This window comes from Roseibium sediminis (assembly GCF_008711325.1).
Lineage (GTDB): Bacteria > Pseudomonadota > Alphaproteobacteria > Rhizobiales > Stappiaceae > Roseibium > Roseibium sediminis.
In genome coordinates, this window is the sequence record NZ_VXDB01000007.1 from 129,053 (window position 1) to 153,648 (window position 24,596).

Genomic DNA, 24,596 nt, shown 5'->3' on the forward strand with positions numbered 1-24,596 from the left:
CGGGGCCAACCGATGTTACGGCTTGGGAGCCGGAGCAGCGCTTGTCTCTATAGGGCCGACCGTTGTCGTGTCATCAGTCGTCTTTTCGCCAAAGGGCAACCAGCGCTTCAGGAAGTTCCCAGGCGTTCCGCCTGACTGGTCAGACGGCGCATAGGCGGTTGCAACTTCGCCCTCAGGCCGTGCCTTGGGCGCAGCCGTTGCCGCAGCTACGTCAGCTACAACAGGTTCCACCTGCTCGCTTGCAGGCGCAGACCCGGCGACATCAACCGAAGGCGCCTGACCACCACCCAGAACACCAGCGATCGCTTTCTGCCGCTCGTCCCAGCGCTTCTGGCGCTCTTCGCGCGCTTCCAGCTTGGCGACAATCGTCTCGAATTTCTTCTCGTCTTCGCGCTGCTTGTGATCGATCAGCAGGGCAACACGGTCCGGCACCTTGTATTCCGGGCATTTGGCGGTTGCGCGGAACGGAATCCCTTCCACCAGCGGCGTTGCGTCGAAGACGTATTTCTTCTCGCAAACATCCACTTTCGGCGGAACCTTGGTCAGCTCGAAATGATCGTAGCCGACCTTGAGCATGCGCCAGAAGTCCATGTGTTCGCTGTCATGGTACTTGGCCATGTTTTCCGGCGTCATGTGGAACGGAAAGGCCTGAACCTGAAACGAGCGTTGACCACCCTTGAAGCTGTCGCGGGCCAACGCGTAGATGTCCTGCACCTGCGCATCGGTCATCGCATAGCAACCGCGCGAGGAACATGCGCCATGAACCATCAGATGCGTACCAGTTCGACCATGGGCGCGGTCAAACTGGTTCGGATATCCAAGATTGAAGGCAAGGTGATAATTGGAATTCGGGTTCATCAGGCCGGGCGTGATCTCGTAGAACCCTTCCGGGGCCTGACGGTCGCCTTCCTTGAATTTCGGGCCGAGCTCCCCGGACCATTTGCAGATCTCGAACTTTTCGAGCAACTGGTACCGCCCGTTGCGCGCCTGTTTCCAGACTTCCAGTTCGTTTTCCTGCTTGAAAATGCGCACCATGATCGGCGACGTCGAGCTCATGTTGAGCTCTGTCATCTTGCGCTTCACTTCCGCGCTGACAGGGCGTTGCGCTTTGGGACCATAGCCCAATTCGTCGGCCTGGCACCCGGCCAAAAATGCAGCTGCCATTACCACGATGCCCACCTTGCGGGCACTGGACAGGCGCTCAAGGAGGGAGGTGCCTAAAGAATTTTGCCAGGCGGTCATGCGCATTCCCGAACTCAACACAGCAACGGAAAACCAAAAGCGACCCGGAATGATGGCTTTATTGCAAAGCCTGACCCGGTTAGCCAATTGGGTACGTTACGGGGTTATGGTTGACAGCAAGTTACCTTAAAACAAGCAATTTGGCAGACGAATTTCGCTAACATTCACGTCATTCGCCGACGATCGCCACCATGACGGGCAATTTCGACAAAAGCACGGCAAGACACACTGACCCGAGCAATTTCGGGTCAGCAGAAAGAACGAACAGCCTGTTTGTTGTCAGGACAGCGTGCGGCCGATGGAGATGAACTTCTCGCGGCGCTGCTTGCGGATTTTATCCGGCGTCAGACCTGACAGCTCCATCAATGCCTTTTCGATGGCCGAGCCCGCATTGTTGATCACCGTTTCCGGCGCCCGATGTGCACCGCCTACCGGTTCCTTGACAATGCTGTCGATCACGCCGAGCTGCAGGAGATCCTGCGCGGTGATTTTCATGGCCGTGGCAGCATCCTGCGCCCGGGCGCTGTCGCGCCAGAGGATCGAGGCCGCTCCTTCGGGAGAAATAACCGAATAGATCGCATGTTCCAGCATCAGCACACGGCTGGACGTGGCAACCGCAATCGCACCACCAGACCCACCTTCACCAATGACCAGAGACACGGAAGGAACACCAAGCCCAAGTCCCTTGTCTGTGGAACGGGCGATGGCTTCCGCCTGACCGCGCTCTTCCGCGCCGATCCCCGGATAAGCACCCGCCGTGTCCACGAAAGAAACGACCGGAATGCCGAACCGATCAGCCATGTCCATGATACGCACGGCCTTGCGATAGCCTTCCGGGCGGGCCATGCCAAAATTGTGCTTCAACCGCGACTGGGTGTCGGAGCCTTTTTCCTGCGCCAGAATGGCGACCGACTGTCCGCGGAAGCGACCGAGACCGGCGATAATCGCATGGTCTTCGGCAAAATTGCGGTCTCCAGCCAGCGGCGTAAAGTCCTCGATTAGTCCGGCCACATAGTTGGCTGCATGCGGGCGATCAGGGTGGCGGGCCACCAGCGTCTTCTGCCAGGGCGTCAGCTTTGCATAGAGGTCCTTGAGCGTGCCAGCGGACTTGCTCTTCAACCGGTCGATCTCATCTTCGACATTGACCGCCTCACCATCGGCAGCCAGAGCGCGAAGCTCCTGGATCTTGCCTTCGATATCGGCAACCGGCTTTTCGAATTCCAAATAGCTGTGCATGGACTAAGGTACCTGGGCCATCTGGCCTGCATAAGGCAGGCATAAAAACGGATATTGCTTGGGCTCTAACAAGACATGGGCCGCCACGCAAGAGCACGTTGCGCCCTGAGGTATGTCCCCAAAGGCGCAAATGCAACAGCCGAATTCGGCTACAGGTCCAAAATGGCAAGCATTTCAAGGAGTCAGCATCGCCGGGAAGGCTTTAAGCCTCCCACTGGCTGTTTTTGGCTTATCGCTCGGCGCTGTCGCGCAGGCCGCCCTTGATCTGAAGGGCTGTCGCCTCGACGACCAGACGTCCGGTCTTGGTGTCGATGGACATGCGATAGGGGATCAGCACGTTTTCATCACCCATCGGCGCCAGCCAGACTTCCATCGGCGCCTTGGCCATGTATTTGACCGAATCCTTGGACGGACGATGACCTGCAACGGGAATCCACTTGGCATTGCATACGACAACAGGTCCGTCATAGCCCTTGCCGGAGACATTCTTGATCTCGCGGTAGCTGAGCTTGATGTCGAAACGGGTCCAGCCATCAAAGATCGGCAGCTTGCGGTCACAGGCTTCAGGCCCGAGCGCCTTGCCGGATGTTGCAATCGGCATAAGGGCCGCACTGAGCGGATCGACGGCATTCTGCTTGTGTTTCTGGCGTACCTCGATGCGCTCCTTGTTCGGCTTGAACTGGGGCGACACATCCGCAGAACGGATATGACCCGAGCCCTGATTGAGCCCGACAAAGAAGTCCCGGTTCGCAGCGTGGGAGGCCATCTGGTATTTGGACGGCACGACCTTCGAGCCGACCACCCAGCCGGAGGCTTCCGCCCCACCCTTGCCGGTGGAGAACAAGGTGCCAATGCCAGCCGGCTTCATGCCCACCTTGGCTGAATAGGCATTTCCCTGAAGCACGAGTGACAGCGTGCCTTCACCAACGGTCAGGCCCGCAATGGAAATGTCATATCGTCCACCGACACTGCTGCGTTTTGCTTCTGCTGGAGCAGAGACAATGACAGTTGCTGCGGCAAGTGACAGAGCGAAAAGTCGCCCAACCGAGGAGAATGCAAACACCTGAACCTCCGAAATGCCGAACGCGGCAAGACAGTCAAACCTTCGCCTGCATGGGTTTCGCACCAAGGGAATCTGCAGAAACGAATAATCCCGAATTGTTCGCTTTCATGGTAACATTAAGGTTAACGAAATCCTGTGCGATGAAAGAAAATCATTCTGCTGCGCCGAATCGAAACTGATGTCTTGACCTTCGTCGCCGGTCCCATTATAGCGGGACAACTTTTTCCGAGACAAGCCGGAGATGCCGTTGCGAGACCTTCGCGTCCGCGCCTTTCCGGTTGAACCAGCCGGGACCAACGACGGACCGGCCGCGAAAATATAAAGGTGAACTCATGGCACGCCGTTGCGAACTCTCCGGCAAAGACGTGATGACGGGCAATAACGTTTCTCACGCAAACAACAAGACCCGCCGCCGGTTCCTTCCGAACCTGTGCAACGTTTCTCTTCTGAGCGACACACTTGGCGAATCCGTCAAGCTGCGCATCAGCGCCCATGCGCTGCGCTCCGTTGAGCACCGTGGCGGTCTCGACAACTATCTCTTGAAGGCTTCCGACACTGACCTGTCCGACAAGGCACGTCAGATCAAGGTTGCCATCAAGCGCAAGCAGGCGGAAGCCGCTGCTGCTTAACCCCAAAAGGGTCAAGGCATGACAGATACCCGGAGTTTCTCCGTGGCCAACTTCGCCATCGCGATCACCGCGATGGCGATTGTCGTTGTGGCCTCGAATTTTCTGGTACAGTTCCCCGTTCAGGGCACGCTCGGCAGCATCAATCTTGCCGATCTTCTGACCTGGGGCGCCTTCACCTATCCGGCTGCCTTTCTGGTGACCGATCTCACCAACCGGCGTTTCGGCCCACAGGCTGCACGCAGCGTCGTGCTGATCGGTTTTGCCATTGCCGTTGGCTTGTCCATCTGGCTGGCAACGCCACGCATCGCGATTGCCTCCGGCACAGCCTTTCTTGTCGCCCAGCTTCTGGACGTGACAATTTTTGACCGGCTTCGCCGTGCGAGCTGGTGGAAGGCCCCTTTCGTCTCCTCCATGATCGGTTCAGTGGTCGACACGCTGCTGTTTTTCGGCATCGCCTTTGCCGCGCGATTTGCCTTTATCGACAGCACATTTGGTCTGGAAGACAGCTCGCTTGCCTTTCCGGTCCCGTTCCTGAGCGTCGGATCCGACGTCCCTCTTTGGGTTTCTCTGGCGGCTGGCGACTTTATCGTGAAAGTGCTGGTGGCTATTGCCATGCTCGCGCCCTATCGCGTGATCCTCAGCCTCTTCCGGGCAACCCCAAACGGCACAACAGCCTGAAGCGAACCGCGCAATTTGCCAGAATTCAGAAGGCATCCGGGGTAAACCGGGTGCCTTTTTTCTTATCCTAGCCGCGTTGTCAGGATCTTGAGACCTGCTATCCCAAAAGCCAGCGAGAAAGCCGCGTTGAATGCGCGGTACATACGCTGATAGCCCTTGACCATGGCCGGATTGGAGAAGAGCAGGGAATAGCCGATATTCACGGCAAGGCTCTGGATCCAGAGCGCGATAATCAGGATCGCCAGCTCCCGGATCGGCGTATGGGCCGGAACACCGATCGAATAAAGCGAACCGAAAAAGAAGATTGCCTTGGGGTTCGTCATGTGCAGCAGGAAACCGCTGCGATAGGCGCGAAACGCATCCCCCTTCACCGGGGCAACCTTTGCCGCAGGTCCTGAAGACGCCATTGCCGCGCGGGCGGATTTATAGGCGAGATAGATCAGATAGAGCGCACCGAGATACTTGATCCCCTCGAGCATCCACGCATTGGCCAGCATCAGCGCGCCCAACCCCATGGCCGCGGAGACAGACCAGACGAGCGATCCGGTCGACACACCCATGGCAAGGGCGAAGCCGTTCTTTCGTCCCGCGGTCATGGACGTGCTCGCGATGGCGAGAGTGGCCGGGCCGGGGCTGGCAACGGCGATCAGGGCCGCGGCCATGATCAGGGGCAGATTGATCGTCTCAAGCATCTTTTGTGAACCCTCCCCGTCCACACAGTGTTAGCCTGCTGCCGCTCCCAGTTTGAAGCGCAACAACAGCGTTCGCTGCAGGATGGAGCGATTGTTGTCGGACAAAAGCGTCAGGATCGTGTCTCCAGCTGCCGTTTGATGAACCGCAATCGCTTCCATGTTGTCGATCTGGAATGTGTATCCCGCCTCCAGAAGTATCTCGCCGACGAGACGCGCGCCGGGGCGGATTTCGCTCTGGTCAAACCGGCGAAGCCGCATCCCCACAAGATCACGCAGGTTGAACCGCCGTTCCAGAAGCAGAAAATCGCCATTCGGCAGGAACACCGCATCAGTCGCGTCATAGCGATCTGATCGGGCGATCGTAAAAGTTCCATCCTTGCCGCCGCCGATCAAAAACCCCGGCAGATCATGGCTTTCGCTCTTTCCGCGTTCGCCTACCGCAACAATCACTCCGTCGAGGGAAGACCCTTTCGGGCCAATTGCGATCGCTTCCAGTCCCTTGGAGCCCCGGAGTTCCTTCACGCCTTGCGGAACCTTTACTTCCTTCAGCATGCGCTCATTGCCCGTCGGCAAGGGCCACGGGAACCGGTAGATCGTGTTGGCCCGCTCGGCGGAGACCAGCAGCGTATCGCCATCAAGCGACAGCCCTTCCGTGTCATGCCCCCAGATCCGGCGAAGGGTTTCGCCGTTCTTGCGCCGCATGGGTGCATAGCGCACGTTGCCGAGCGCCAGCGGCGTACCGTCGGCCTCCTGATCGACATCCGCACTTACCCAGTGCCCATTGTCGGTCACAGCAAGGATTTGCGTCCCCTCTCCCACCGACAACACACCAGACAAGCCGCCAATCTCCCGATTGGACGTCAGGACTTCCAGACCACCCAGAAAGGTCAGCCGACCAAACACGTTGTCGGTGCGGCTAATCTCGAATTCGCGGATCGGCTTCGTCTTGATCGTGACCGTCTCTCCCGCCGACAAGAGGTCCATGGCCGAGACAGGGCTACCCAAAAGAAATGCTGCCGTGAAGACCACGGCAGCATTCAAAAGACGTTGGAAGCGGATCTGCACGACTAACGGCCTTTGCCAGCCCGCCGCCGACCGCGTCGCGATTCGGCCTGCTGTGCCTGATCGTCAAAAAGATTCGCCAGCTGGTCAGTCATGGCACCAGCCAGCTCTTCTGCATCGACGATTGTCACGGCACGGCGGTAGTACCGCGTGACGTCATGCCCAATCCCGATGGCAATAAGCTCAACCGGCGACCGGGATTCGATCTCCTCGATCACGTAGCGCAGATGACGCTCCAGATAATTGCCCGGATTGACCGACAACGTGCAGTCATCCACCGGCGCGCCATCGGAGATCATCATCAGGATGCGGCGCTGCTCAGACCGCGCAAGCAAGCGCTCGTGCGCCCATGTCAGCGCCTCGCCGTCGATGTTCTCCTTGAGGAGCCCTTCGCGCATCATAAGGCCAAGATTGCGGCGAGCCCGTCGCCACGGCGCATCCGCCGACTTGTAGATGATGTGGCGCAGGTCGTTGAGGCGCCCCGGAGACGGCGGTTTACCGGCACCGATCCACGCTTCGCGCGACTGACCGCCTTTCCAGGCCTTGGTCGTAAAGCCGAGAATTTCCACCTTCACGCCGCACCGCTCCAGCGTGCGGGCCAAAATGTCGGCGCATGTGGCCGCCACCGTGATGGGCCGACCACGCATGGAACCAGAATTGTCGAGAAGCAGCGTCACCACAGTATCGCGGAAATTCGTGTCGCTCTCCTGCTTGAAGGCAAGCGGGCTCATCGGGTCTGTCACCGCACGCGTCAAACGTGCCGTGTCCAACAACCCTTCTTCCAGATCAAAATTCCAGGACCGGTTCTGCTGCGCCATCAACTTGCGCTGCAAGCGGTTAGCAAGTCTGCCAACAGCGCCTTGCAGATGGGTCAACTGCTTGTCGAGGAACCCACGCAAGCGGTCCAGTTCCGCCGTGTCGCACAGATCTTCAGCACGAATGGTCTCGTCAAACTGCTCGGTGAAGACCTTGTAGTCGGAGAGCGGCGGCTTGTTGGAGAACGGAAGTTCCTGACGTTCGCTCTCGCCCGGCTCTTCGGCCGCGTCGGCCATATCCTCTTCGGCAAGGTTGTCCATGTCCGCGTCAGACGCTTCCGTTTCACCGGAATCCTGCTCTTCGCCGGACATTTCCATTTCCTGAGGAGAGGCCTCCTGATCACCGGAGTCTTCGTCCTCCTCGCCGCCAGATTCCGCTTCCTCGTTGTTGCCCTGATCCTCGTTCTGCTCCGGATCGTTTTCCTGATCCTCGCCGCCCAGCTCGTCGGCCATGTCGAGCGATTTCAGAACCTCCCGGAAGCTCTGCGCAAACGTGTCCTGGTTGTCGACAGTCTCGATCAGGCCGTCCAGCTCAGCACCGGCCTTCTGCTCGATCCAGTCGCGCCACATGTCGACCAGCTTGGCCGCAGCCTGCGGAGGCGGTGCGCCGGTCAACCGTTCGCGAACAAGCAAAGACAACGCATCCTGCAGCGGCGCCTCTTCGCGGCTCGAAATATCCGGCGAAGCAGACTTCAGATAGCGATCTTCCAGCATGGCAGACAGGTTGGAGGCAACGCCTTCCATCCTCCGCGCGCCAACAGCTTCGCAACGGGCCTGTTCAACCGCCTCGAAAATGGCTCTGGCATCAGGTCCCACCGGCATGTGCCGGGCATGAACCTTGGCATCATGGCAGGCCAGCTTCAGCGCCATGGAATCGGACAACCCGCGCGTGATCGCAATCTCCCGCGCATTCACCTTGCGCGAGGGATCGGGAAGCCGGGCGGTCTTGCCCGAAATCCCCGGCCGATCTCCCGAGAAGACGACTTCCAGCTCCGGATCGCCGGAAATCGCGCGCATGCACCCGGCCACCGACTGCTTGAACGGTTCGGGATCAGGTGCAGGCTTGTTTCCTGGGACGGAGTTGCTTCCGGGCCGTGGTGCCATCTTGTCCTCAGCTCATGACGACGTTGACTGCGGATTCCGGCAATTCCTCGCCGAAGCAGCGCTGATAGAACTCGGCGACCAGCGCCTGTTCCATGTCGTCACACTTGTTCAGGAAGGTCACACGGAAGGCAAACCCCACATCGGCAAAGATGTTCGCGTTTTCCGCCCAGGTGATGACCGTACGCGGGCTCATGACCGTCGAGAGATCGCCGGCGATGAAGGCATTACGGGTCATGTCCGCCAAGCGAACCATCTTGGAGACGATGCTGCGGCCCGCCTCGTTCTGGTAGTGCTTGGCCTTGGACAGGACGATGTCGACTTCATTGTCATGCGGCAGGTAGTTCAGCGTGGTGACGATCGACCAGCGGTCCATCTGCGCCTGGTTGATCTGCTGCGTGCCATGGTAGAGGCCGGACGTGTCGCCGAGACCAACCGTGTTTGCCGTTGCAAACAGGCGGAAGGCCGCATGCGGGCGGATAACGCGGCTCTGGTCGAGCAGCGTCAAACGGCCGGAGGATTCCAGAATGCGCTGGATCACGAACATCACGTCCGGGCGACCTGCGTCATATTCGTCGAAGACGAGCGCAACATTGTGCTGGTAGGCCCAGGGCAGAATGCCATCGCGGAACTCGGTGATCTGCAAACCGTCCTTGATGACAATCGCGTCCTTGCCGACAAGATCGATACGCGAGATGTGGCTGTCGAGGTTGACTCGGATACACGGCCAGTTCAGGCGCGAGGCGACCTGCTCGATATGGGTCGACTTGCCGGTGCCGTGATAGCCGGTGACCATCACGCGGCGGTTGTGCGCAAAGCCTGCGAGAATGGCCAGCGTGGTTGCGCGGTCGAACAGGTAGTCTTCGTCACGTTCCGGCACATGCTCGGACGGGGTCGAAAATGCCGGGACCTTCAAATCGGACTTGAAGCCAAACACCTCTTCAACGGAAATCTCGGTATCGGGCAAGCTCATGGCCACGGTCGTCGTTTCAGTCATCGGTCCTCCGCTGCCCCGGTTCGGCCCGGGTGGGGTATTTTTGAGAAAAGGACTACAGGAAATGCAGGCCTAACAGAATCCGGACTTTTTCAAAACCTGATAGGCCTGAATGATCTCCCGCAAGCGGTCTTCGCAGGAGCGGTCACCGCCATTGGCATCCGGGTGGTTGAGTTTCACTAGTTCCTTATAGCGCGCTTTGATTTCGTCGCCACGTGCTGTCTGCGGCAGATTGAGCACATCAAGCGACCGTTTTTCAAGCGCTAGTAACTTTCTTTGTCGCGGCCTGCGCGCTTCTGACGCCCGGCGGCTGGCATTCGAGCGCATGTTTTCACGCGGATCATAGCCGTCAGGACCATCGGCAGCCTGTTTGTTGACGCCCATTTTCCAAGTCGGACGGTGGCCTGTCAGGCTGTCCTTCTGGTAGGTGCGCACATCATCGTCATGCATGCCGGAAAAATAATTGTAGGACTTGTTGTATTCGCGCACATGGTCGACGCAGAAATGAAAATACTGGCCTTCCATGTCCCGCCCCTTGGGGGCCTTGTGCGTACCGGGCCGCTGGCAGCCCGAATGCTCGCACACGGGATGGCGGCCTTGCTCAACCCGGTCCTTGTCCGGCTTCACCCGGATGCTATCGAAGATTTTTGAATCCAGTTTCATTGGCGTGATTATGGTGAGATGCGCCTTTGGGAACAAGCCGCGTTTATTGGCAATTTGCTGTTCTTCCGCGCAAATTTTTGCTGACGGTTGCAAGCGACAGCTGGCATGCAATCCTCAGACGGCAGCGGGCAGCATTCTATGCAAGCCGATCTTGACGGACGACGCAGGCGGGACCACAACACTCTCATGAGCATCAAACAGACAATCATTTCCAAGCTCACCGGTGCGCTGGCACCGGTTCAGCTCGACGTCATCGACGAATCCGACAAGCACAAGGGCCACGGCGGTTGGCGCGAGGGCGGCGAAACGCATTTTCGCGTGCGAATCGTCTCCCCCAGCTTCTCCGGCCAGAACCGGGTTGCGCGCCACCGGGCCATCAACGAACTTCTGGCTGCCGAACTGGCAGGCGGCGTTCATGCGCTCGCGATCGAGGCCCGGGCTCCCGAAGAACCCGATCCCCGTGCGGCCCGCATAGCGGACTGATCGACCGGACGTTTATTGCGCCACGGCCTGCTTTGGAACGGCAGGCGCAGGAACAACCGGCGTCTTGAGTGCGCCGGATTGCGTCAGCGGCATGATCCGCAGGCGGGTGACCCTGTTCTTCTCGCGCCGCATGACGGTGAAGCGGAAGCCATGGAACGTGAAGATCTGGCGTTCCTCGGGGATCATCCGCGCCTCGTGAATCACCAGCCCCGCAATCGTGGTCGCCTCGTCATCGGGTAGGGACCAGTCGGTTGCACGGTTGAGATCGCGGATCGGCACAGAGCCATCGACAATCACCGAGCCATCGGCCTGCGGGCGTACGCCTTCCAGTTCCACATCGTGCTCATCGGCAATCTCGCCGACAATCTCCTCCAGAATATCTTCCAGCGTCACCAGACCCATCACCTCACCATACTCGTCCACGACGAGGGCAAAGTGGGACTTGTGCTTGAGGAACACGTTCAGCTGGTCCTGCAGGGATGTTGTGTCCGGCACGAAGCGCGCCGGGGTCGCGATCTGAAGAATATCAATGCCATCCGCCTTTCCGCCAGCCCGGTTCAAGGCCCGAAGCAGGTCCTTGGCATGCAGGACGCCGACAAAATTGTCGGATTCGCCGCGCCACAGGGGCAGGCGGGTGTAAGGCGAGCTGAGCGCCGCATCGATCAGCTTCTGCGGTTCCTCGTCAGCATTGAGGGCAACCATGTTGGTCCGGTGCACCATCACGTCGGAAACTTCCAGATCCGCGAGATCCAGAAGACCGCCAAGACGGTCGCGCTCACCCTTTTCAAGGCCGCCTTCCTTGTGCTGCAGGTCCACGGCACCGCGGAGCTCTTCATGCGCAGAAAGGATGGATGAGCCTTCACCCACTTCAACGCCAAGACCGCGAAGCAGCAGTTTGACGATGGCTTCGACCCCGATCACGATCGGGCCAAACACCGCCACCACCACCCGCACGATCGGCGAGACGGCCAGCGCGAATTTTTCCGGTGCAGAGATCGCCCAGGTCTTCGGCATGACTTCTGCAAAAACGAGAACCAGAGCGGTCATGACAAGCGTCGCAATGGCAACACCGGCTTCACCGAACAGCGTCAGAAACACCGTCGTTGCCAGCGCCGAGGCCAGAATGTTGACCAGGTTGTTGCCAAGCAGCAGGGCACCGATAAGGCGCTCCCGGGACGCGATCAACTCGCTAACGATCCGCGCCCGCTTGTCTCCGGTCTTTTCAACCTGGTGAATTCGCGCACGCGAAGCAGCCGTCAGCGCTGTTTCCGAGCCCGAGAAAAAGCCCGACAGAAACAGCAGAATCAAAACGGCAATGCCTGATAGCCAAAGGGTCGTATCGGTCATGGTGTCAGTTTCTCATCCAAAAAGGCACGTACTTCCGCCGGATCGACGCCCTTCTCGACAAAGGCTTGCCCAATCCCGCGGGTAAGAATGAATGTCAGTTCGCCGCGCGACACTTTCTTGTCCTGCGCAATACTGTCCATCAGCGTATCGACCGGAGGCAATTGTCCGGGAATGTCCGACAGGCGGGTAGGCAAACCGACTTCCCTTAGATGGTGCGTCGCCCGCTCCACGTCCAGATCCGAAATGAGACCCAGACGATTTGAGAACTCGTGCGCCAGCACCATGCCGATGGACACACCCTCGCCATGGACGAGGCGGATGGTTTCAAACTCGACGGCGGCTTCCAGCGCGTGGCCGAACGTGTGCCCCAGATTGAGTAGCGCCCTGCGGCCGGATTCGCGTTCGTCAGCCGCAACAACATCGGCCTTCGCCTGACAGGAACGGGCAACGGCCTCGTCCCGCTCCGGTCCGCCGGCAAAGACAGCACGCCAGTTTTTCTCCAGCCATGCAAAGAAAGGCTCGTCCCCCAGAAGCCCGTATTTGGCAACTTCTGCATATCCGGCCCGGAAGTCGCGATCCGGCAATGTGTCCAGAACAGCGGTGTCGGCCAGAACCCAGACGGGCTGGTAGAACGCGCCGATCAGGTTCTTGCCGAACCTGGAATTGATTGCGGTCTTGCCGCCAACAGAACTGTCGACCTGCGCCAGAAGTGTTGTCGGGATCTGGATGAAGGTCATGCCCCGGCGAACAGAGGCGGCCACAAACCCGGAAAGGTCGCCGACAACGCCGCCGCCCAGCGCGATGATGGCATCCCCGCGCTCAAGCCGCGCTTCAAGAATTGCGTCGCAGACCCGCTCGAACTGCTTGTAGCTCTTGCTGCTTTCCCCACTTGGAATGGCGACCGACGTATAGCCGACACCGGCGGCATCCAGACTGTCCTGCAAGGCACCCAGATGAAGCCGGGCAACTGCTTCATCGGTCACGATGGCGACGCGCGCCTTCGGAAGCATGGCGGCAATCTGCTGTCCGGCACCGGCGAGCAGGCCGCGCCCGATATCGATCTTGTAGCTGCGCTCGCCAAGCTCAACCTGGACCGACTTGTGCTCGGCCATGTTCGCAGCGTCCTGATCAAGAAGGTCAGTCATGGGTATTCTTCAGTCCTGAAATGTCAGCTGGCAGCGCCAGGTGCCAGAAGGTGTTGGCGCAGGGCTTCCATGATGTCGTCAACCACGGTTTCATGCGGCACTTCCCGCGACAAAACCGTCAGCTCCGCAAGGGCATAAACCGGATGGCGTTTTTCCATCAAGGCCCGCATGGTGCCTTCCGGGTCCGGGTTTTGCAAAAGCGGCCTCGTAGAGCGGCGGCGCACGCGAGCCATCACCGTGTCAAACTCGGCCTTCAGCCAGATGGACACCCCATGGGCGGCGATTTCGTTCCGGGTCGCTTCACTCATGAACGCGCCGCCACCGGTTGCCAGAACCTGCGGCCCTTCCTGAAGAAGACGCGCAATCACGCGCTCTTCTCCGCTGCGGAAGTAAGGCTCGCCATGTTCGGCAAAGATCTCGGTGATGGTCTTATTCGCGGCCCGTTCGATTTCGGAATCCGCATCCAGAAAGTTCAGGCCAAGCCGCTGCGCCAAGCGGCGGCCAACCGTGGACTTTCCGCAGCCCATGATACCGACCAGAACGATGGTCCGACCGTTCAGGGCCTCGACAATCGCCTTCTCCAATGACACGTCCAGCTCTTCAGCTTCGTCATTTGCATCGTTGCGTATGTGCTTCATGCGGCGGTTTTAGCACATTCGCAAAAAAACGCACCGCGAGATGTAGACGAAGGCCCCTTCTCCCGGCAAAAACTTGCGCACCAACGCGGAACGGGGAAAACTTGCGCTCCGAATCGAACGGGAAACCAGACGACCTTGCCGACACTGACACGCCTCTTGATCGCGCTCCTGATATTGGGGGGGCTTGGATATGGCACCCTTTACGCGCTGGCGAATTTCGTCGAGCCGAGGGAACGGGAGATCACGGTTCGCGTACAAAAGGAAGGCTTCGGGCGCTAGGCCCCTAACCTGAGGATCAGCGTGGCAACCGACTACACGATCGAGAGCTTTCTGGAGATGCTGAGCGCCGAGCGCGGCGCGGCCGAAAATACGCTGCAAAGCTATCGCCGCGACCTTGACGACTTCGCCGATTTCACAGCCCCCCAAAAGCCGTCAGGTGTCGACACGGACAAGATCGCAGCTTATCTGCGCGACCTGTCGCTCAGGGGTTTTGCGGAAACCTCGCAGGCGCGCCGCCTGTCCGCGCTCAAGCAGTATTTCAAGTTTCTCTATGCGGACGGCGTCAGGACGGACGACCCCACCAGAACCCTGTCCGCGCCGAAAAAACGCCAATCCCTGCCAAAGGTCCTCGCCATTGATGAAGTCGACAAGCTGATTGGCGCTGCGGAGACAGCCAGCAACGGCGACCACAAGAGCGACGCCTCGCGCCTGCGTGCCCTGCGGCTCTACACGCTGCTGGAAGTGCTCTATGCCACCGGCCTTCGTGTGTCTGAGCTGGTCGCCCTGCCCGTCACCGCCGCCCAGCGCGACCAGAGGCTGATCGAGATCATCGGCAAGGGCAACAAGGAACGTCTTGTGCCCCTGTCGCCAGCCGCGCAACGGGCCATGCGCAGTTATGTAAGCCTCAGGGCCGAGAGCGGGGCTTACGCCAAAAGTCCGTGGCTGTTTCCCTCACACGGAAAAAGCGGTCATTTCACACGTCAGGCCTTTGGCCGGGACCTGAAGGATCTTGCCGTTTCAATCGGACTTGATGCAGAGAAAGTCTCCCCGCACGTTCTCCGCCACGCCTTTGCCTCGCATCTTCTGCAAAACGGCGCGGATCTCAGAGTGGTCCAGCAGCTTTTGGGCCATGCCGACATTTCAACGACCCAGATCTACACCCACGTTCTCGACGAACGCCTCAGCCAACTGGTCGAAAGCGCCCACCCGCTTGCGAAGCGGTGACTTCCCTTATCTGATCTGGATGTGAATATGGTCGTCGTGGCGCGCCGCAAAACATCCCTGAAACCGAACCTTGGACAGCCTGAGACCGAGCCGGTCTTGCAAATGCGGCTCCAGAAAAATCTTCTCGACTCGCCCGTCGTCGGCCAGCCAATGGACTGCGGCAGCCGTTCTGCCCGGTTCCAATTCAAGTTGTCCCCACAGTGGCTGCAGCATATCGAAATTCCAACGCAAGGTCGGAAACGTCGGCTGGCAGTTTGAAGACCCCTGCTCGAAGGCAAAATAGCCGATCGGAGAGCGAACCGCACCGCGCTCATAAGCACCATCCCTTTGATAATAAAAAGCGATGTCAACCTTCTTCCCGTCATCGTGAGACAGGTGAGGCAAGAGCGGGATGCCATTGAAAAAGGGAAATCCGGCATCGAGAACCAGAGTTTGAGTTCCCGGGTACCGGGCATCCACCGCATTGGCCAGCTCACCGAGAACTTCTTTTAGCTCCGGACGAACGTAGGTTCGGTTTGTGAGGCAATAGATCCAAGACTGGACCTTGAGCACGCTGTTCCCTCCACAGGACAGCTGAACCCGCCCAAAATAGGGAGCCAAAAGCGTCGCGGACACCAGCAAACCCAAATAGATCACCGCGAAGGCAAGCCACCTGCGACGAAACAGCAACGCACCAAGCCAGGCGATGCCGCCAATTTGGGTCAGTATTGTGAGAACGACAAAGACCGCGCTGTGGAGAGCAAACCTTGCCATCGCTTCTCACGCCCAGATCGCGGCTCGAAGGCCCTTGCTGTCGCGTTGGAAGTCACTTGGAAACGGAACAGCTTCGCCCCGCCAGATGCGCTCGGCGATCAGGGAATTGACCGCCGCGTCCAGCAGGTCGTCCCGGCCTGCACCTTTCGGCGGCTTTTGATCAAGCACACTGGGGGAAAGGCCACAGCGCACGAGAAGATCGCGCCGCTGATCCAGCCCCTCCGGATTTGCCCGGCTTTTCACCTTTTTCGGAAGGCTCATCTCGCGCTCGCCATTCAAACGCCAGAAGGCAAGCTCCGGATGGACCTCATAAACACAAGTCTCAAGCTCCGGTGACATAAGGGCGTCAATTTCCCGGATCTTGGGGAAGAGATAAAAGCACTGCTTGGAGACTTTTCGCGGCGGGGTGGAGGTTTCCAGCGACCGGTCACAGGCCTGAAGATAGTCATCGCAATAAACGGCAGCGCGGGAGGGAACCGAAAAGACCGACGACTGGCGCATGCCCAGATGCTTGCGGGCAGCTTTTTCCGCTCCGCGACCGTCAGGTCCGATATGATCGGGCAAGCCGATAGGCATATCGACAGCGATGATCGCCAGTTTCGGTGAATGGCTCAGAAGGTCGGCAAAGCTGGAAAAGACCTGGATTTTCTCGCTGCCGGAACGACCGATTTGCCGCAAACAGGCAATCCAGCCCGCCTTGCAGCCGTCCACCCCGGCGACCCAAACGTGATCGTGTAATCTGATGCCCTTAGGCACGGGCCGTGCTTTCCATGACCCGGCGCTGGGAGATCAGGGCCATCGGGCGCACCAGAACGTCTTGTTCTTCGGCAATCAGCAGCTCGTCGCCGCCCTTCTTCACGCTTCTGGCGACCAGCTCGAAGGTTGAGCCTGCCGCACGCACCAGCGCTTCCTCGTCGCCCATGCCGCCCATGAAACGCGACAGGAACAGGGCGGAAAGAATGTCTCCCGTTCCCTTGGGTGGATTGGGAATTGCGGCGTGTTCCGCTGCCAGCGCCTTGCCCGGCGCGGCCAGAAGATTGGAAATGGCGTTGCGACGAAGGGCCGGAGCGGAGGTCACGATGACACGGTCCACACCCAGCGAGCGGGCAGCGGCCAGCGCCTCCGCCTCGGTGTCGGCAGAAAATCCGGACAACCAGGAAAGCTCGAACCGGTTCGGCGTCGCGATATCGGCAAGCGGGACGAGAGTGCCGCGCATTGCAGTTGCCGTTGCCTCTGGCACGTAAAGACCGCCTTCATCCCCGATCACCGGATCGCAGAGATAGAGTGCAGACGGATTATGTGCCTTGACCGCATCGACCAGACGAGCTGCCGGTTTTGCCTGTTCTGCAGACCCGAGATAGCCGGTCAGAACCGCGCCGACCTCCGCCAGCCTGTCAGAGCGGATCAGGTCTTCCGCCATGGCCGAAAAGGCATCGTCCGGCGGCGTGATGCGGGTGGCAAGCCCCTGCCCCGGATGCCAGGGCAGGACAATTGTTGGCAGGAACCAGACCGGATGACCCAGCCGTTGCAGCGCAAAGACAATGCCACGCCCGCTGATCCCGCCACGGACCACCTGCGAGGTGATCACAAGAATGGGTTTCTTTTCAGCGGGAGGGCCCGGCTGCTGGGACATTCAAATGCCTTTCAGGCCGCGTCGGTTGACGCAGGTGACTTGGAGGTGCCGAAACGTTGTTCGATATAATCCAGTACCATCTGCTTGAACTCATCCGCAATGCCTGCACCGCGCAAGGTTGTGACCTTTTCGCCGTCAATGAAGACGGGAGCCGACGGGGTTTCGCCTGTTCCGGGCAGCGAAATGCCGATATCGGCGTGCTTGGATTCGCCCGGACCATTCACGATGCACCCCATCACGGCAACGTTGAGGCTTTCAACGCCGGGATATTGTTCGCGCCAGATCGGCATGGACTCGCGGATATGCCCTTCAATGTCCTGCGCCAGTTCCTGAAACACCGTTGATGTGGTGCGCCCGCAGCCCGGACAGGCAGCAACCACCGGCACGAAGGCGCGAAAGCCCATGACCTGCAGCAGTTCCTGCGCCACCTGCACTTCGCGGGTGCGGTCGCCGCCCGGTTCTGGCGTCAGCGAAACACGGATCGTGTCACCGATCCCCTGCTGCAGCAGGATGCCCATGGACGCAGCTGAAGAAACGATGCCCTTGGTGCCCATGCCGGCCTCGGTAAGACCCAGATGCAGCGCATAGTCGCAGCGCCGCGCCAGATCCGCGTAAACGGCAATCAGGTCCTGAACCTGCGAGACCTTGGCCGACAGGATGATCTTGTCGCGGCCCATGCCCAGATCTTCCGCGCGTTGCGCCGACAAAAGCCCGGACTGGATGATCGCCTCGCGCATGACGGCGGATGCGGAAACCGGTTTGTCGCTGGCCGCATTCTCGTCCATCAGCTTGGTCAGAAGCTCCTGATCAAGCGATCCCCAGTTGACGCCGATCCGCACCGGCTTGTCGTGTTTCAGGGCAATGTCGATGATCTGCGAAAACTGCGTGTCACGCTTGGCCTTGAAGCCGACATTGCCCGGATTGATCCGGTACTTCTCCAGCGCAGCGGCACAATCGGGATAATCGGTCAGGAGCTTGTGGCCGATATAGTGGAAGTCGCCCACCAGCGGCACGTTGATGCCGAGCCGGTCCAGCCGCTCGCGAATACGCGGCACCTGTGCAGCCGCCTCCGGACGGTCGACCGTGATGCGGACAATCTCGGACCCCGCCTTTGCAAGCGCGGCAACTTGCGCAACGGTACTGTCTGCATCAGCCGTATCCGTGTTGGTCATGGACTGCACGACAATCGGTGCGTCCCCGCCAACGGTTACAGACCCGACCTTGACAGGAACGGAGACACGGCGGGCTTTGGGGCTGGCGAATTCATCAATCATCACGTCACTGCCATCTCGCGCGGGAGGAGCATTTCTTTTTCTCAGCCCTTGATTAGTGCGGCGAATGCAAAAGGGCAATAATCAGGTCTGGCAATTGCAAGCGCAAACCACCGGTCATGATGTCGCTCTATGGCATGCAATCATGGCAAATCTGTCTCAATGAGGATGCGCTTTTGTGTCCGACCTCTTATATGCAGGGAAAGCAGCAGGAGACGTCCCAAATGTTTTTCACGGTTCTGGAACGGTCGCTGGCTCTGGGCCAGCATCATGTCAGCACCCTTTTCAGAACGGGCTGGGCCTATATCCTCCTGCTTCTGGCCGTGAATTTTGCCATCGGATCGACCCTGAATCCCTCCGGTGCTTTCACAACCGTCTCCTACATGACCGAACCGCTGGATACGCCGGATGAGGGCGGCTTGCGATTTCTCGGCGCGCTGGCAAACATCGTGATCGGCTTTTCCATCGCCGTCGCCTATGTGCGCAAGATCCTGATTGACGCCAAGGACTTCCCGCTCCAGTTCGGTACGCGCAATATCAAGGTCATCTATCTGCAGGTCCTGCTCACACTGATCGGCTTTGTCTCTTTGATCCCCTTGATGATGGCCGCCGGATTGCTCGGTCTTGTCACCGGCGGGCTAGGGCTCTTTTTGCTGCTTCTCGCACCCTTTCTGGCGCTGATGGTGGTCCAGCGACTGTCCATCGTGCTGCCCGCCGCTGCCATTGATGACAGTCTGTCCTTGCGCGAAAGCTGGAAGACCACGACCGGCCTTGGCACCTCCATGGCCATCGCCGGCATGGTGACAAGCCTTCTGGCAGCGGCCCTTATTGGGGGCTGGGCGCTGCTTTTATGGGGACTTGGAAGTCTGGTCCCGGCAGATCCCCTTTGGCAGCACATGCGCTCCACAGCCTTCCCGATGGGAACCATGCTGGTTCTTGTCTGGTGTTTCGCCAGCCTCAATGCGACCTGCTACGGCCTTGTGCGCGAGAGATATGCAAAGCAGCTGGGCCTTGCCCGCGATGACTACGAAAAGGCGGAAATGGAACGCGACCGCACCCGCGAACGCGCCAACCGGGCGCTTGGTTCTGTTCGCAATCTTGGCCGCAAATAGGCTCTCACCGCCTTTATTTTCGATTTTGCTCCTTCCCATGTTGCAGTGCGGCGAATTTCGGTGAAATGTGCGGCTACCGATAAGTCACCATGGGAGTTCTTCGATGCTGAAAGGCAAGACAGCTGTCGTCACCGGATCCACCTCCGGCATTGGTCTGGGCTGCGCCCGCGCATTTGCCGCTGAAGGGGTCAATGTCGTTATCAATGGCCTCGGCGACGCTGGCGAGATCGAGGCAACCCGCGCTGCGATCGAAACCGACTTCGGCGTTCGCTGTATCTATTCACCGGCCAACATGCTGAACGGCGAAGAAATCGCCGGCATGATCGAGATGGCGGAAAAGGAACTGGGGTCTGTCGACATTCTGGTCAACAACGCCGGCATCCAGCACGTCTCTCCCGTTGAAGATTTCCCCATCAACAAGTGGGACGCGATCATCGCGATCAACCTGTCCTCCGCCTTCCATGCCATTCGCGCAGCCGTGCCGGGCATGAAGAAGCGCGGCTGGGGCCGGATCATCAACACCGCCTCTGCCCACGCCCTTGTCGCCTCGCCTTACAAATCCGCCTATGTGGCTGCCAAGCATGGCATCGCAGGCCTCACCAAGACCGTCGCACTGGAAGTTGCCGAAAGCGGCATCACCGTCAACGCCATTTGCCCGGGTTATGTCTGGACGCCGCTTGTCGAAGCCCAGATCCCGGACACGATGAAGGCGCGCAACATGACCGAGGAAGAGGTCAAGCGGGACGTCCTGCTCAAGGCCCAGCCGACCAAGAAATTCGTCTCCATCGAACAGGTCGCCGGTTATGCCGTCTTCCTGTGTTCCGACACGGCGTCTTCCATCACCGGCAGCATCCTGCCGATCGATGGCGGCTGGACCGCACAGTAGACCGGCACACGCGCGCTTCCATTCGCAGACCAAGGGAGATATCGGATGGGCAAGAGCCCCAAGCGGATAAACCTCGCCCTGCAGGGTGGCGGTGCGCATGGCGCCTACACATGGGGTGTCCTTGACTGGCTGTTGGAGGACGACCGCTTTGAAATCGATGGCATCAGCGGCACATCCGCGGGTGCCATGAACGCCGTTGTCCTGGCAAGCGGCCTTCAAAAAGGCGGTGCCGACGGCGCGCGCAAGGCGCTGGAAGACTTCTGGCATGCCGTCAGCCGAACATCTTTCTTCAGCCCGATAAAGCGCACGCCGATTGATATCGCCCTTGGCCAATGGAGCCTGGATTTCTCTCCAAGCTACCTTGCCTTTGACATCGTTTCCCGCTTTGCCTCGCCTTACGAGTTCAACCCGCTCAACATCAACCCGCTTCGGGACGTGGTTGAGGAGATCGTCGATTTTGATCTCGTCCATGCCTGCGACTGCCTGAACCTGTTCGTGGCCGCAACGAATGTCTACTCAGGCAAGATCAGGGTCTTCGAAGGCCGCGAAGTCACCTTGGACGCGGTCATGGCCTCTGCCTGCCTGCCGAACATGTTTCAAGCCGTGGAGATTGAGGGCGAACCTTACTGGGACGGCGGATACATGGGCAATCCGCCGCTCTACCCCCTGTTCTACAACACACAAACACCGGATGTGGTACTGGTCCAGATCAATCCGGTTGAACGGCGGGAAACCCCACGCACGGCGCGCGAAATCCTCAACCGGATCAACGAGATCACCTTCAACTCCAGCCTGTTGCGCGAATTGCGTGCCATCGACTTTGTCAGCCGCCTGATCGAGGAAGGCAAGCTGTCGACGGAAGACTATATGGGGGTGAAAATGCACCGCATTTCCGCGGAAGAACTCGTTCCCTTACAAGCTTCGTCCAAGGTCAACGCGGAATGGTCGTTCCTGCAGGAATTAAAGGATATCGGACGGCGCGCTGCCAGAAACTGGATCGAGACGAATTACGACTCCATCGGCGTCCGCTCCACCCTTGATTTGCGCAGCGAATTCTCCTGAAGACGATAGCAGTCATAAGCTGTTAACCCTGTTTGCACTCCGCCTTGCAAATTGCAAGGCGCGACATTCAAACAAAACCTTAACGCTTCCAATATGTTGTGTCCGGATCAGCAAAGAAACACAACAAGTAGAAATTTCATCGCGAAAACGAATTGGCAAGCCTTTTGCCATCTACTTCGCACGCTGATTGTAAGGTTGTGCGTCGTCAGCGATCGTGGACGGGAGAGGCAAGCATCTGCGACCCCGCTTGTCTCCCCCCTCCGCACACTGCATCTGACAGCCGTCTCCCCGATAACGTTTCTGATGCTTGCCCTTTAAGTGACGGCATTTTGCCATTACCTATTGGAGAATAGAGTTTCGATTCCGGATGACGCAGGTGATTGATTTGAATTCTCCCTTGGCATCGCGCTGCCGTACGGCGGTTTTTGTTGTGGCCCTTTCAACCAGCACTTCGGCCTTTTCCGCTGACGTTGCGTCCATCAACAAGGATGGTGGTTGCCCGGATTGCGACCTGCGCCTGATGGAGTTGCGCGGTCTGAAGATTGATGGCGGCAATTTCAGCGATACGGTCCTTCGCGAAGCCGACATGAAGGAAGTCGAACTCACGAATTCGGATTTTCGCGGCGCAGACCTCAGGCGTACCGAACTGGAAAAGTCGGATCTGACCGGAAGCGATTTCTCGAGCGCTTCCATGCGTGCCGTCGACATGGAAAAGGCCCGGCTTGATGGAGCCAAATTCGTGAAAGCGGACCTGCGTGACGCCGACCTCAACGACACACAGTTGAATGACGCCGATTTCAGCGGCAGCGACGTCCGCAACTCTTCCTTCATTCGGGCGATTGCAAAGAATGTCATCTTCAAGAACTCGAAGATGGATCAAACCGATTTTGAGCGCGTGGTTCTCAATGGCGCAAACTTTGACAATGCGCGGCTGAAATACTCGGATTTCGACCGTGTCTCAGCCAAAGGCGCCAGTTTCGAAAGCGCTGACCTGACCGGTGTTCGTTTTTCCAGCGCAGACCTGACAGGGGCAAACCTGAAAGGCGCGAACCTGGAAGGGGCTCTGCTTCGTCATACACGGCTTGCCGGTGCAGATCTTTCGGGAGCAAACGGTATGTCCATGGAGCGGATCATGGGAGCGTGTGGCGATGAAAACACCAAGCTCCCGCGCGGCATCACTCTCAAGCCCTGTTCCGGCGAGTAATCCAAAAAGCTCCAGACATAAAAAACGCGGCCCGGAGCCGCGTTTTTCGATTTCACATATGACGTTTCCGCCTCAGTCGAACAGATCGAAAGAGAAGCGGTAGCTGATGCCGGTGGAGATGCGGAACTGGTCCTTGCTGCCAACATCGGCAATCGGGCTGTTCGCTGCATCGCCGATCAGGCGGTCATAACCGGCGGCCAAATGCAGGCGGGTCTTGTCATTGAGGCTGTAGCTGGCGCGCGCAGCAAGACCGACGCTGGTAAAACCGGAATCCGGGTCATACTGGCGAAGGCGTCCGCCGCTTGCAGCAGATTCTGCATCCGTAACACCATAATAGGTGTCCATGTAGTCGCCGAAGCCAAAGCCGAGACGCGGACCAATGTTGAACTCGAGCTTGTCCGTCGGATACAGGATCGCATCAGCTCCAAGCTGACCTACCTGACCGGTATGACCGTTGAAACCCTGACGAATTTCGACGAAAGCGCGCCAATGCTCTGTTCGGTACCCCGCACCGAGACCAGCTTCAAACGCCCAGTCGACGTCGCGGGTACCCGTCAGGTCCTTGTCATCGGACGCCTTGCGCTCGCCGTGAAAATCCAGAGACGGGAAAAAGAAGATACCGTTCTTGCGGCGACCGTCCAGAACCTGTCCAAGACCTGGAACATAGAACCGGCCAACACTGAAGATCGGAAAGGGCGAAAACAGATATTCGTCAGATCCCGGGTAGCGGGACTGCAAGGAGCCACCGATACCGACCTCAATGTCGAACTGGCGCGTGGAGGTCGGCGGCTCAAGGGCTGCTTCCTGCGCAAGCGCACTTCCGGCAAAACCGCACAATGCGATACCCAGCACTGCTTTTTTCACGGTCAACTTCATCACAGACTCGCTTTCGAACAATCGAATTTGGCGGACCCTAGCACATGACCATGTGAAAAGTTGTGTTAACGCCGTGCCAGAGCGGCACAAATTGGTGAACTGTTGTATTTGCGCACTGCCACATGTGGGGAAACCCCGGGTTCAACCGGCACCATACGCAATCTCCACCTTGCGGCGGCGGCACAGGATCGCTACATCAAAAGGTATCGGGTCCTACTGAATCGGATGATGCTCCATGCTTGCTCTTCTTGACGTCATCATGCTGGCGCTCAACCTCTATGTTTACGTAATCATCGCAAGTGCCATTTTCTCGTGGCTTTATGCGTTCAACATCGTGAACTCCAGCAACCAGATCATCGCCACGATCGGGCAGATGCTCTACAATCTGACAGAGCCCGCCTTGCGACCGATCCGCCGTATCCTGCCGAATTTCGGGGGCATTGACCTCTCGCCGATTGCATTGCTGCTCGGCATTTTCTTCCTTCAGAACGTCATCGTCCGTTACGTCTATCCGAACGTGTTTTAAGGCTGAAGAAAGCCGCGCCGATCCCGTCAGCGCGAGCATTCGCGGTTATTCGTCCAGAAGCCTTGCTTCCTCGGGGAGCATGATCGGAATGCCGTTGCGAATCGGGTAGGCCAGCTTGGCCGCGCGCGAGATCAGCTCCTGCCCCTCAGCGTCATATTCCAGGGTGGTCTTGGTCACCGGACACACAAGCAGCTCAAGCAGCTTGCGGTCGAGCTTTCTGGGCTCCGCAACAGGCTGCGTGTCGGAAGATGTCATGTTCTG

The 24,596-nt window shown here is 58.8% G+C and carries 27 protein-coding genes; 10 read left to right on the forward strand and 17 right to left on the reverse strand.

Annotation, left to right across the window (positions count from 1 at the left end; translation table 11 throughout):
• Positions 1 to 15 precede the first annotated feature (15 nt).
• The 3 genes from F0155_RS08975 to F0155_RS08985 form a co-directional block, all read right to left on the reverse strand.
• The gene (locus F0155_RS08975; protein WP_208999199.1) at positions 16 to 1,242 is read right to left on the reverse strand and encodes a L,D-transpeptidase family protein; all 1,227 of its coding nucleotides are present in this window, start codon (positions 1,240 to 1,242) and stop codon (positions 16 to 18) included.
• 279 nt (positions 1,243 to 1,521) lie between these two features.
• Positions 1,522 to 2,478 carry an acetyl-CoA carboxylase carboxyltransferase subunit alpha gene (locus tag F0155_RS08980; protein WP_150524156.1) on the reverse strand — a complete coding sequence of 319 codons (957 nt, stop codon included), beginning with the start codon at positions 2,476 to 2,478 and terminating at the stop codon, positions 1,522 to 1,524.
• A 229-nt stretch (positions 2,479 to 2,707) separates the two neighbouring features.
• Positions 2,708 to 3,541 (reverse strand): DUF3108 domain-containing protein, encoded by an 834-nt coding sequence (locus tag F0155_RS08985; RefSeq protein ID WP_208999200.1) that lies wholly within the window; start codon positions 3,539 to 3,541, stop codon positions 2,708 to 2,710.
• 332 nt (positions 3,542 to 3,873) lie between these two features.
• On the opposite strand from F0155_RS08985, the gene rpmB reads away from it, so the two are divergent.
• Both rpmB and F0155_RS08995 read left to right on the forward strand, forming a co-directional pair.
• Positions 3,874 to 4,170, forward strand: a complete 297-nt coding sequence (gene rpmB, locus F0155_RS08990) for a 50S ribosomal protein L28 (protein ID WP_150524157.1) — start codon at positions 3,874 to 3,876, stop codon at positions 4,168 to 4,170.
• 18 nt (positions 4,171 to 4,188) lie between these two features.
• On the forward strand, positions 4,189 to 4,848 hold the full coding sequence (locus F0155_RS08995) for a VUT family protein (RefSeq protein WP_150524158.1): 660 nt from the start codon (positions 4,189 to 4,191) through the stop codon (positions 4,846 to 4,848).
• Positions 4,849 to 4,910: 62 nt separating this feature from the next.
• Here the strand turns inward: F0155_RS08995 and F0155_RS09000 are convergent, their stop codons facing one another.
• From F0155_RS09000 to F0155_RS09020, 5 genes are all read right to left on the reverse strand, one after another.
• Positions 4,911 to 5,540, reverse strand: a complete 630-nt coding sequence (locus tag F0155_RS09000) for a LysE family translocator (RefSeq protein WP_150524159.1) — start codon at positions 5,538 to 5,540, stop codon at positions 4,911 to 4,913.
• Positions 5,541 to 5,570: 30 nt separating this feature from the next.
• A complete protein-coding gene (locus F0155_RS09005; protein ID WP_208999201.1) occupies positions 5,571 to 6,605 on the reverse strand; it encodes an esterase-like activity of phytase family protein in 1,035 nt (344 codons plus the stop codon).
• A 2-nt stretch (positions 6,606 to 6,607) separates the two neighbouring features.
• A complete protein-coding gene (gene cobT / locus F0155_RS09010; RefSeq protein ID WP_150524160.1) occupies positions 6,608 to 8,521 on the reverse strand; it encodes a cobaltochelatase subunit CobT in 1,914 nt (637 codons plus the stop codon).
• A 7-nt stretch (positions 8,522 to 8,528) separates the two neighbouring features.
• Positions 8,529 to 9,515, reverse strand: a complete 987-nt coding sequence (gene cobS, locus F0155_RS09015) for a cobaltochelatase subunit CobS (protein ID WP_150524161.1) — start codon at positions 9,513 to 9,515, stop codon at positions 8,529 to 8,531.
• A gap of 69 nt (positions 9,516 to 9,584) precedes the next feature.
• Complete coding sequence (locus tag F0155_RS09020; RefSeq protein WP_150524162.1) at positions 9,585 to 10,175, reverse strand: J domain-containing protein; 591 nt, start codon at positions 10,173 to 10,175, stop codon at positions 9,585 to 9,587.
• A gap of 186 nt (positions 10,176 to 10,361) precedes the next feature.
• On the opposite strand from F0155_RS09020, the gene F0155_RS09025 reads away from it, so the two are divergent.
• Positions 10,362 to 10,658 (forward strand): BolA family protein, encoded by a 297-nt coding sequence (locus F0155_RS09025; RefSeq protein ID WP_150524163.1) that lies wholly within the window; start codon positions 10,362 to 10,364, stop codon positions 10,656 to 10,658.
• A 12-nt stretch (positions 10,659 to 10,670) separates the two neighbouring features.
• On the opposite strand, the gene F0155_RS09030 is transcribed toward F0155_RS09025, so the two are convergent.
• Genes F0155_RS09030 through F0155_RS09040 form a run of 3 tightly spaced genes read right to left on the reverse strand, consistent with a single transcriptional unit; the run spans position 10,671 to position 13,788 of the window.
• The gene (locus F0155_RS09030) at positions 10,671 to 12,005 is read right to left on the reverse strand and encodes an HlyC/CorC family transporter (protein WP_204934418.1); all 1,335 of its coding nucleotides are present in this window, start codon (positions 12,003 to 12,005) and stop codon (positions 10,671 to 10,673) included.
• On the reverse strand, positions 12,002 to 13,150 hold the full coding sequence (gene aroB, locus F0155_RS09035) for a 3-dehydroquinate synthase (RefSeq protein ID WP_244303490.1): 1,149 nt from the start codon (positions 13,148 to 13,150) through the stop codon (positions 12,002 to 12,004). The genes F0155_RS09030 and aroB overlap by 4 nt, the downstream gene beginning before the upstream one ends.
• 23 nt (positions 13,151 to 13,173) lie before the next feature.
• Positions 13,174 to 13,788 carry a shikimate kinase gene (locus F0155_RS09040; RefSeq protein ID WP_150524164.1) on the reverse strand — a complete coding sequence of 205 codons (615 nt, stop codon included), beginning with the start codon at positions 13,786 to 13,788 and terminating at the stop codon, positions 13,174 to 13,176.
• Between the two features lie 135 nt (positions 13,789 to 13,923).
• Between F0155_RS09040 and F0155_RS23585 the strand changes: the two genes are divergently transcribed.
• Both F0155_RS23585 and xerD read left to right on the forward strand, forming a co-directional pair.
• Positions 13,924 to 14,067, forward strand: a complete 144-nt coding sequence (locus F0155_RS23585) for a hypothetical protein (RefSeq protein WP_192913788.1) — start codon at positions 13,924 to 13,926, stop codon at positions 14,065 to 14,067.
• A gap of 21 nt (positions 14,068 to 14,088) precedes the next feature.
• Positions 14,089 to 15,012, forward strand: a complete 924-nt coding sequence (gene xerD, locus F0155_RS09045) for a site-specific tyrosine recombinase XerD (RefSeq protein ID WP_150524165.1) — start codon at positions 14,089 to 14,091, stop codon at positions 15,010 to 15,012.
• A 6-nt stretch (positions 15,013 to 15,018) separates the two neighbouring features.
• Here xerD and F0155_RS09050 read toward each other — a convergent pair whose 3' ends face one another.
• The 4 genes from F0155_RS09050 to ispG are packed head-to-tail and all read right to left on the reverse strand — an operon-like array spanning position 15,019 to position 18,672.
• Positions 15,019 to 15,765, reverse strand: a complete 747-nt coding sequence (locus tag F0155_RS09050) for a hypothetical protein (protein WP_150524166.1) — start codon at positions 15,763 to 15,765, stop codon at positions 15,019 to 15,021.
• 6 nt (positions 15,766 to 15,771) lie between these two features.
• Complete coding sequence (locus tag F0155_RS09055) at positions 15,772 to 16,521, reverse strand: DUF429 domain-containing protein (protein ID WP_150524167.1); 750 nt, start codon at positions 16,519 to 16,521, stop codon at positions 15,772 to 15,774.
• Positions 16,514 to 17,398, reverse strand: a complete 885-nt coding sequence (pdxY, locus tag F0155_RS09060; RefSeq protein WP_150524168.1) for a pyridoxal kinase — start codon at positions 17,396 to 17,398, stop codon at positions 16,514 to 16,516. The genes F0155_RS09055 and pdxY overlap by 8 nt, the downstream gene beginning before the upstream one ends.
• An 11-nt stretch (positions 17,399 to 17,409) precedes the next feature.
• Positions 17,410 to 18,672, reverse strand: coding sequence for a flavodoxin-dependent (E)-4-hydroxy-3-methylbut-2-enyl-diphosphate synthase (gene ispG, locus F0155_RS09065; protein WP_150524169.1), 1,263 nt, complete (start codon positions 18,670 to 18,672; stop codon positions 17,410 to 17,412).
• Positions 18,673 to 18,893: 221 nt separating this feature from the next.
• Between ispG and F0155_RS09070 the strand changes: the two genes are divergently transcribed.
• The 4 genes from F0155_RS09070 to F0155_RS09085 all read left to right on the forward strand — a co-directional run bounded on the left by F0155_RS09070 (position 18,894) and on the right by F0155_RS09085 (position 22,933).
• The gene (locus F0155_RS09070; protein ID WP_150524170.1) at positions 18,894 to 19,781 is read left to right on the forward strand and encodes a 4-hydroxy-3-methylbut-2-en-1-yl diphosphate synthase; all 888 of its coding nucleotides are present in this window, start codon (positions 18,894 to 18,896) and stop codon (positions 19,779 to 19,781) included.
• A 103-nt stretch (positions 19,782 to 19,884) separates the two neighbouring features.
• Positions 19,885 to 20,667 (forward strand): 3-hydroxybutyrate dehydrogenase, encoded by a 783-nt coding sequence (locus F0155_RS09075; RefSeq protein ID WP_150524171.1) that lies wholly within the window; start codon positions 19,885 to 19,887, stop codon positions 20,665 to 20,667.
• Between the two features lie 45 nt (positions 20,668 to 20,712).
• Entirely contained in the window at positions 20,713 to 21,729 is a 1,017-nt protein-coding gene (locus tag F0155_RS09080) for a patatin-like phospholipase family protein (protein ID WP_150524172.1), read from the forward strand.
• A gap of 376 nt (positions 21,730 to 22,105) precedes the next feature.
• On the forward strand, positions 22,106 to 22,933 hold the full coding sequence (locus F0155_RS09085) for a pentapeptide repeat-containing protein (protein ID WP_208999202.1): 828 nt from the start codon (positions 22,106 to 22,108) through the stop codon (positions 22,931 to 22,933).
• 72 nt (positions 22,934 to 23,005) lie between these two features.
• On the opposite strand, the gene F0155_RS09090 is transcribed toward F0155_RS09085, so the two are convergent.
• A complete protein-coding gene (locus tag F0155_RS09090) occupies positions 23,006 to 23,797 on the reverse strand; it encodes a MipA/OmpV family protein (protein WP_208999203.1) in 792 nt (263 codons plus the stop codon).
• A 247-nt stretch (positions 23,798 to 24,044) separates the two neighbouring features.
• Between F0155_RS09090 and F0155_RS09095 the strand changes: the two genes are divergently transcribed.
• Entirely contained in the window at positions 24,045 to 24,335 is a 291-nt protein-coding gene (locus tag F0155_RS09095; RefSeq protein ID WP_150524175.1) for a YggT family protein, read from the forward strand.
• A gap of 45 nt (positions 24,336 to 24,380) precedes the next feature.
• Here the strand turns inward: F0155_RS09095 and F0155_RS09100 are convergent, their stop codons facing one another.
• Positions 24,381 to 24,590 (reverse strand): Trm112 family protein, encoded by a 210-nt coding sequence (locus F0155_RS09100; protein WP_150524176.1) that lies wholly within the window; start codon positions 24,588 to 24,590, stop codon positions 24,381 to 24,383.
• Positions 24,591 to 24,596 lie beyond the last annotated feature (6 nt).

Coding starts and splice junctions, on each gene's coding strand:
- F0155_RS08975 (WP_208999199.1), bottom strand. CDS start 1,242: ATGACCGCCTGGCAAAATTCTTTAGGCACCTCCCTCCTTGAGCGCCTG.
- F0155_RS08980 (WP_150524156.1), bottom strand. CDS start 2,478: ATGCACAGCTATTTGGAATTCGAAAAGCCGGTTGCCGATATCGAAGGC.
- rpmB (WP_150524157.1), top strand. CDS start 3,874: ATGGCACGCCGTTGCGAACTCTCCGGCAAAGACGTGATGACGGGCAAT.
- F0155_RS08995 (WP_150524158.1), top strand. CDS start 4,189: ATGACAGATACCCGGAGTTTCTCCGTGGCCAACTTCGCCATCGCGATC.
- F0155_RS09000 (WP_150524159.1), bottom strand. CDS start 5,540: ATGCTTGAGACGATCAATCTGCCCCTGATCATGGCCGCGGCCCTGATC.
- cobT (WP_150524160.1), bottom strand. CDS start 8,521: ATGGCACCACGGCCCGGAAGCAACTCCGTCCCAGGAAACAAGCCTGCA.
- cobS (WP_150524161.1), bottom strand. CDS start 9,515: ATGACTGAAACGACGACCGTGGCCATGAGCTTGCCCGATACCGAGATT.
- F0155_RS09020 (WP_150524162.1), bottom strand. CDS start 10,175: ATGAAACTGGATTCAAAAATCTTCGATAGCATCCGGGTGAAGCCGGAC.
- F0155_RS09025 (WP_150524163.1), top strand. CDS start 10,362: ATGAGCATCAAACAGACAATCATTTCCAAGCTCACCGGTGCGCTGGCA.
- F0155_RS09030 (WP_204934418.1), bottom strand. CDS start 12,005: ATGACCGATACGACCCTTTGGCTATCAGGCATTGCCGTTTTGATTCTG.
- aroB (WP_244303490.1), bottom strand. CDS start 13,150: ATGACTGACCTTCTTGATCAGGACGCTGCGAACATGGCCGAGCACAAG.
- F0155_RS09040 (WP_150524164.1), bottom strand. CDS start 13,788: ATGAAGCACATACGCAACGATGCAAATGACGAAGCTGAAGAGCTGGAC.
- F0155_RS09050 (WP_150524166.1), bottom strand. CDS start 15,765: ATGGCAAGGTTTGCTCTCCACAGCGCGGTCTTTGTCGTTCTCACAATA.
- pdxY (WP_150524168.1), bottom strand. CDS start 17,398: ATGTCCCAGCAGCCGGGCCCTCCCGCTGAAAAGAAACCCATTCTTGTG.
- ispG (WP_150524169.1), bottom strand. CDS start 18,672: ATGATTGATGAATTCGCCAGCCCCAAAGCCCGCCGTGTCTCCGTTCCT.
- F0155_RS09070 (WP_150524170.1), top strand. CDS start 18,894: ATGTTTTTCACGGTTCTGGAACGGTCGCTGGCTCTGGGCCAGCATCAT.
- F0155_RS09075 (WP_150524171.1), top strand. CDS start 19,885: ATGCTGAAAGGCAAGACAGCTGTCGTCACCGGATCCACCTCCGGCATT.
- F0155_RS09080 (WP_150524172.1), top strand. CDS start 20,713: ATGGGCAAGAGCCCCAAGCGGATAAACCTCGCCCTGCAGGGTGGCGGT.
- F0155_RS09095 (WP_150524175.1), top strand. CDS start 24,045: ATGCTTGCTCTTCTTGACGTCATCATGCTGGCGCTCAACCTCTATGTT.
- F0155_RS09100 (WP_150524176.1), bottom strand. CDS start 24,590: ATGACATCTTCCGACACGCAGCCTGTTGCGGAGCCCAGAAAGCTCGAC.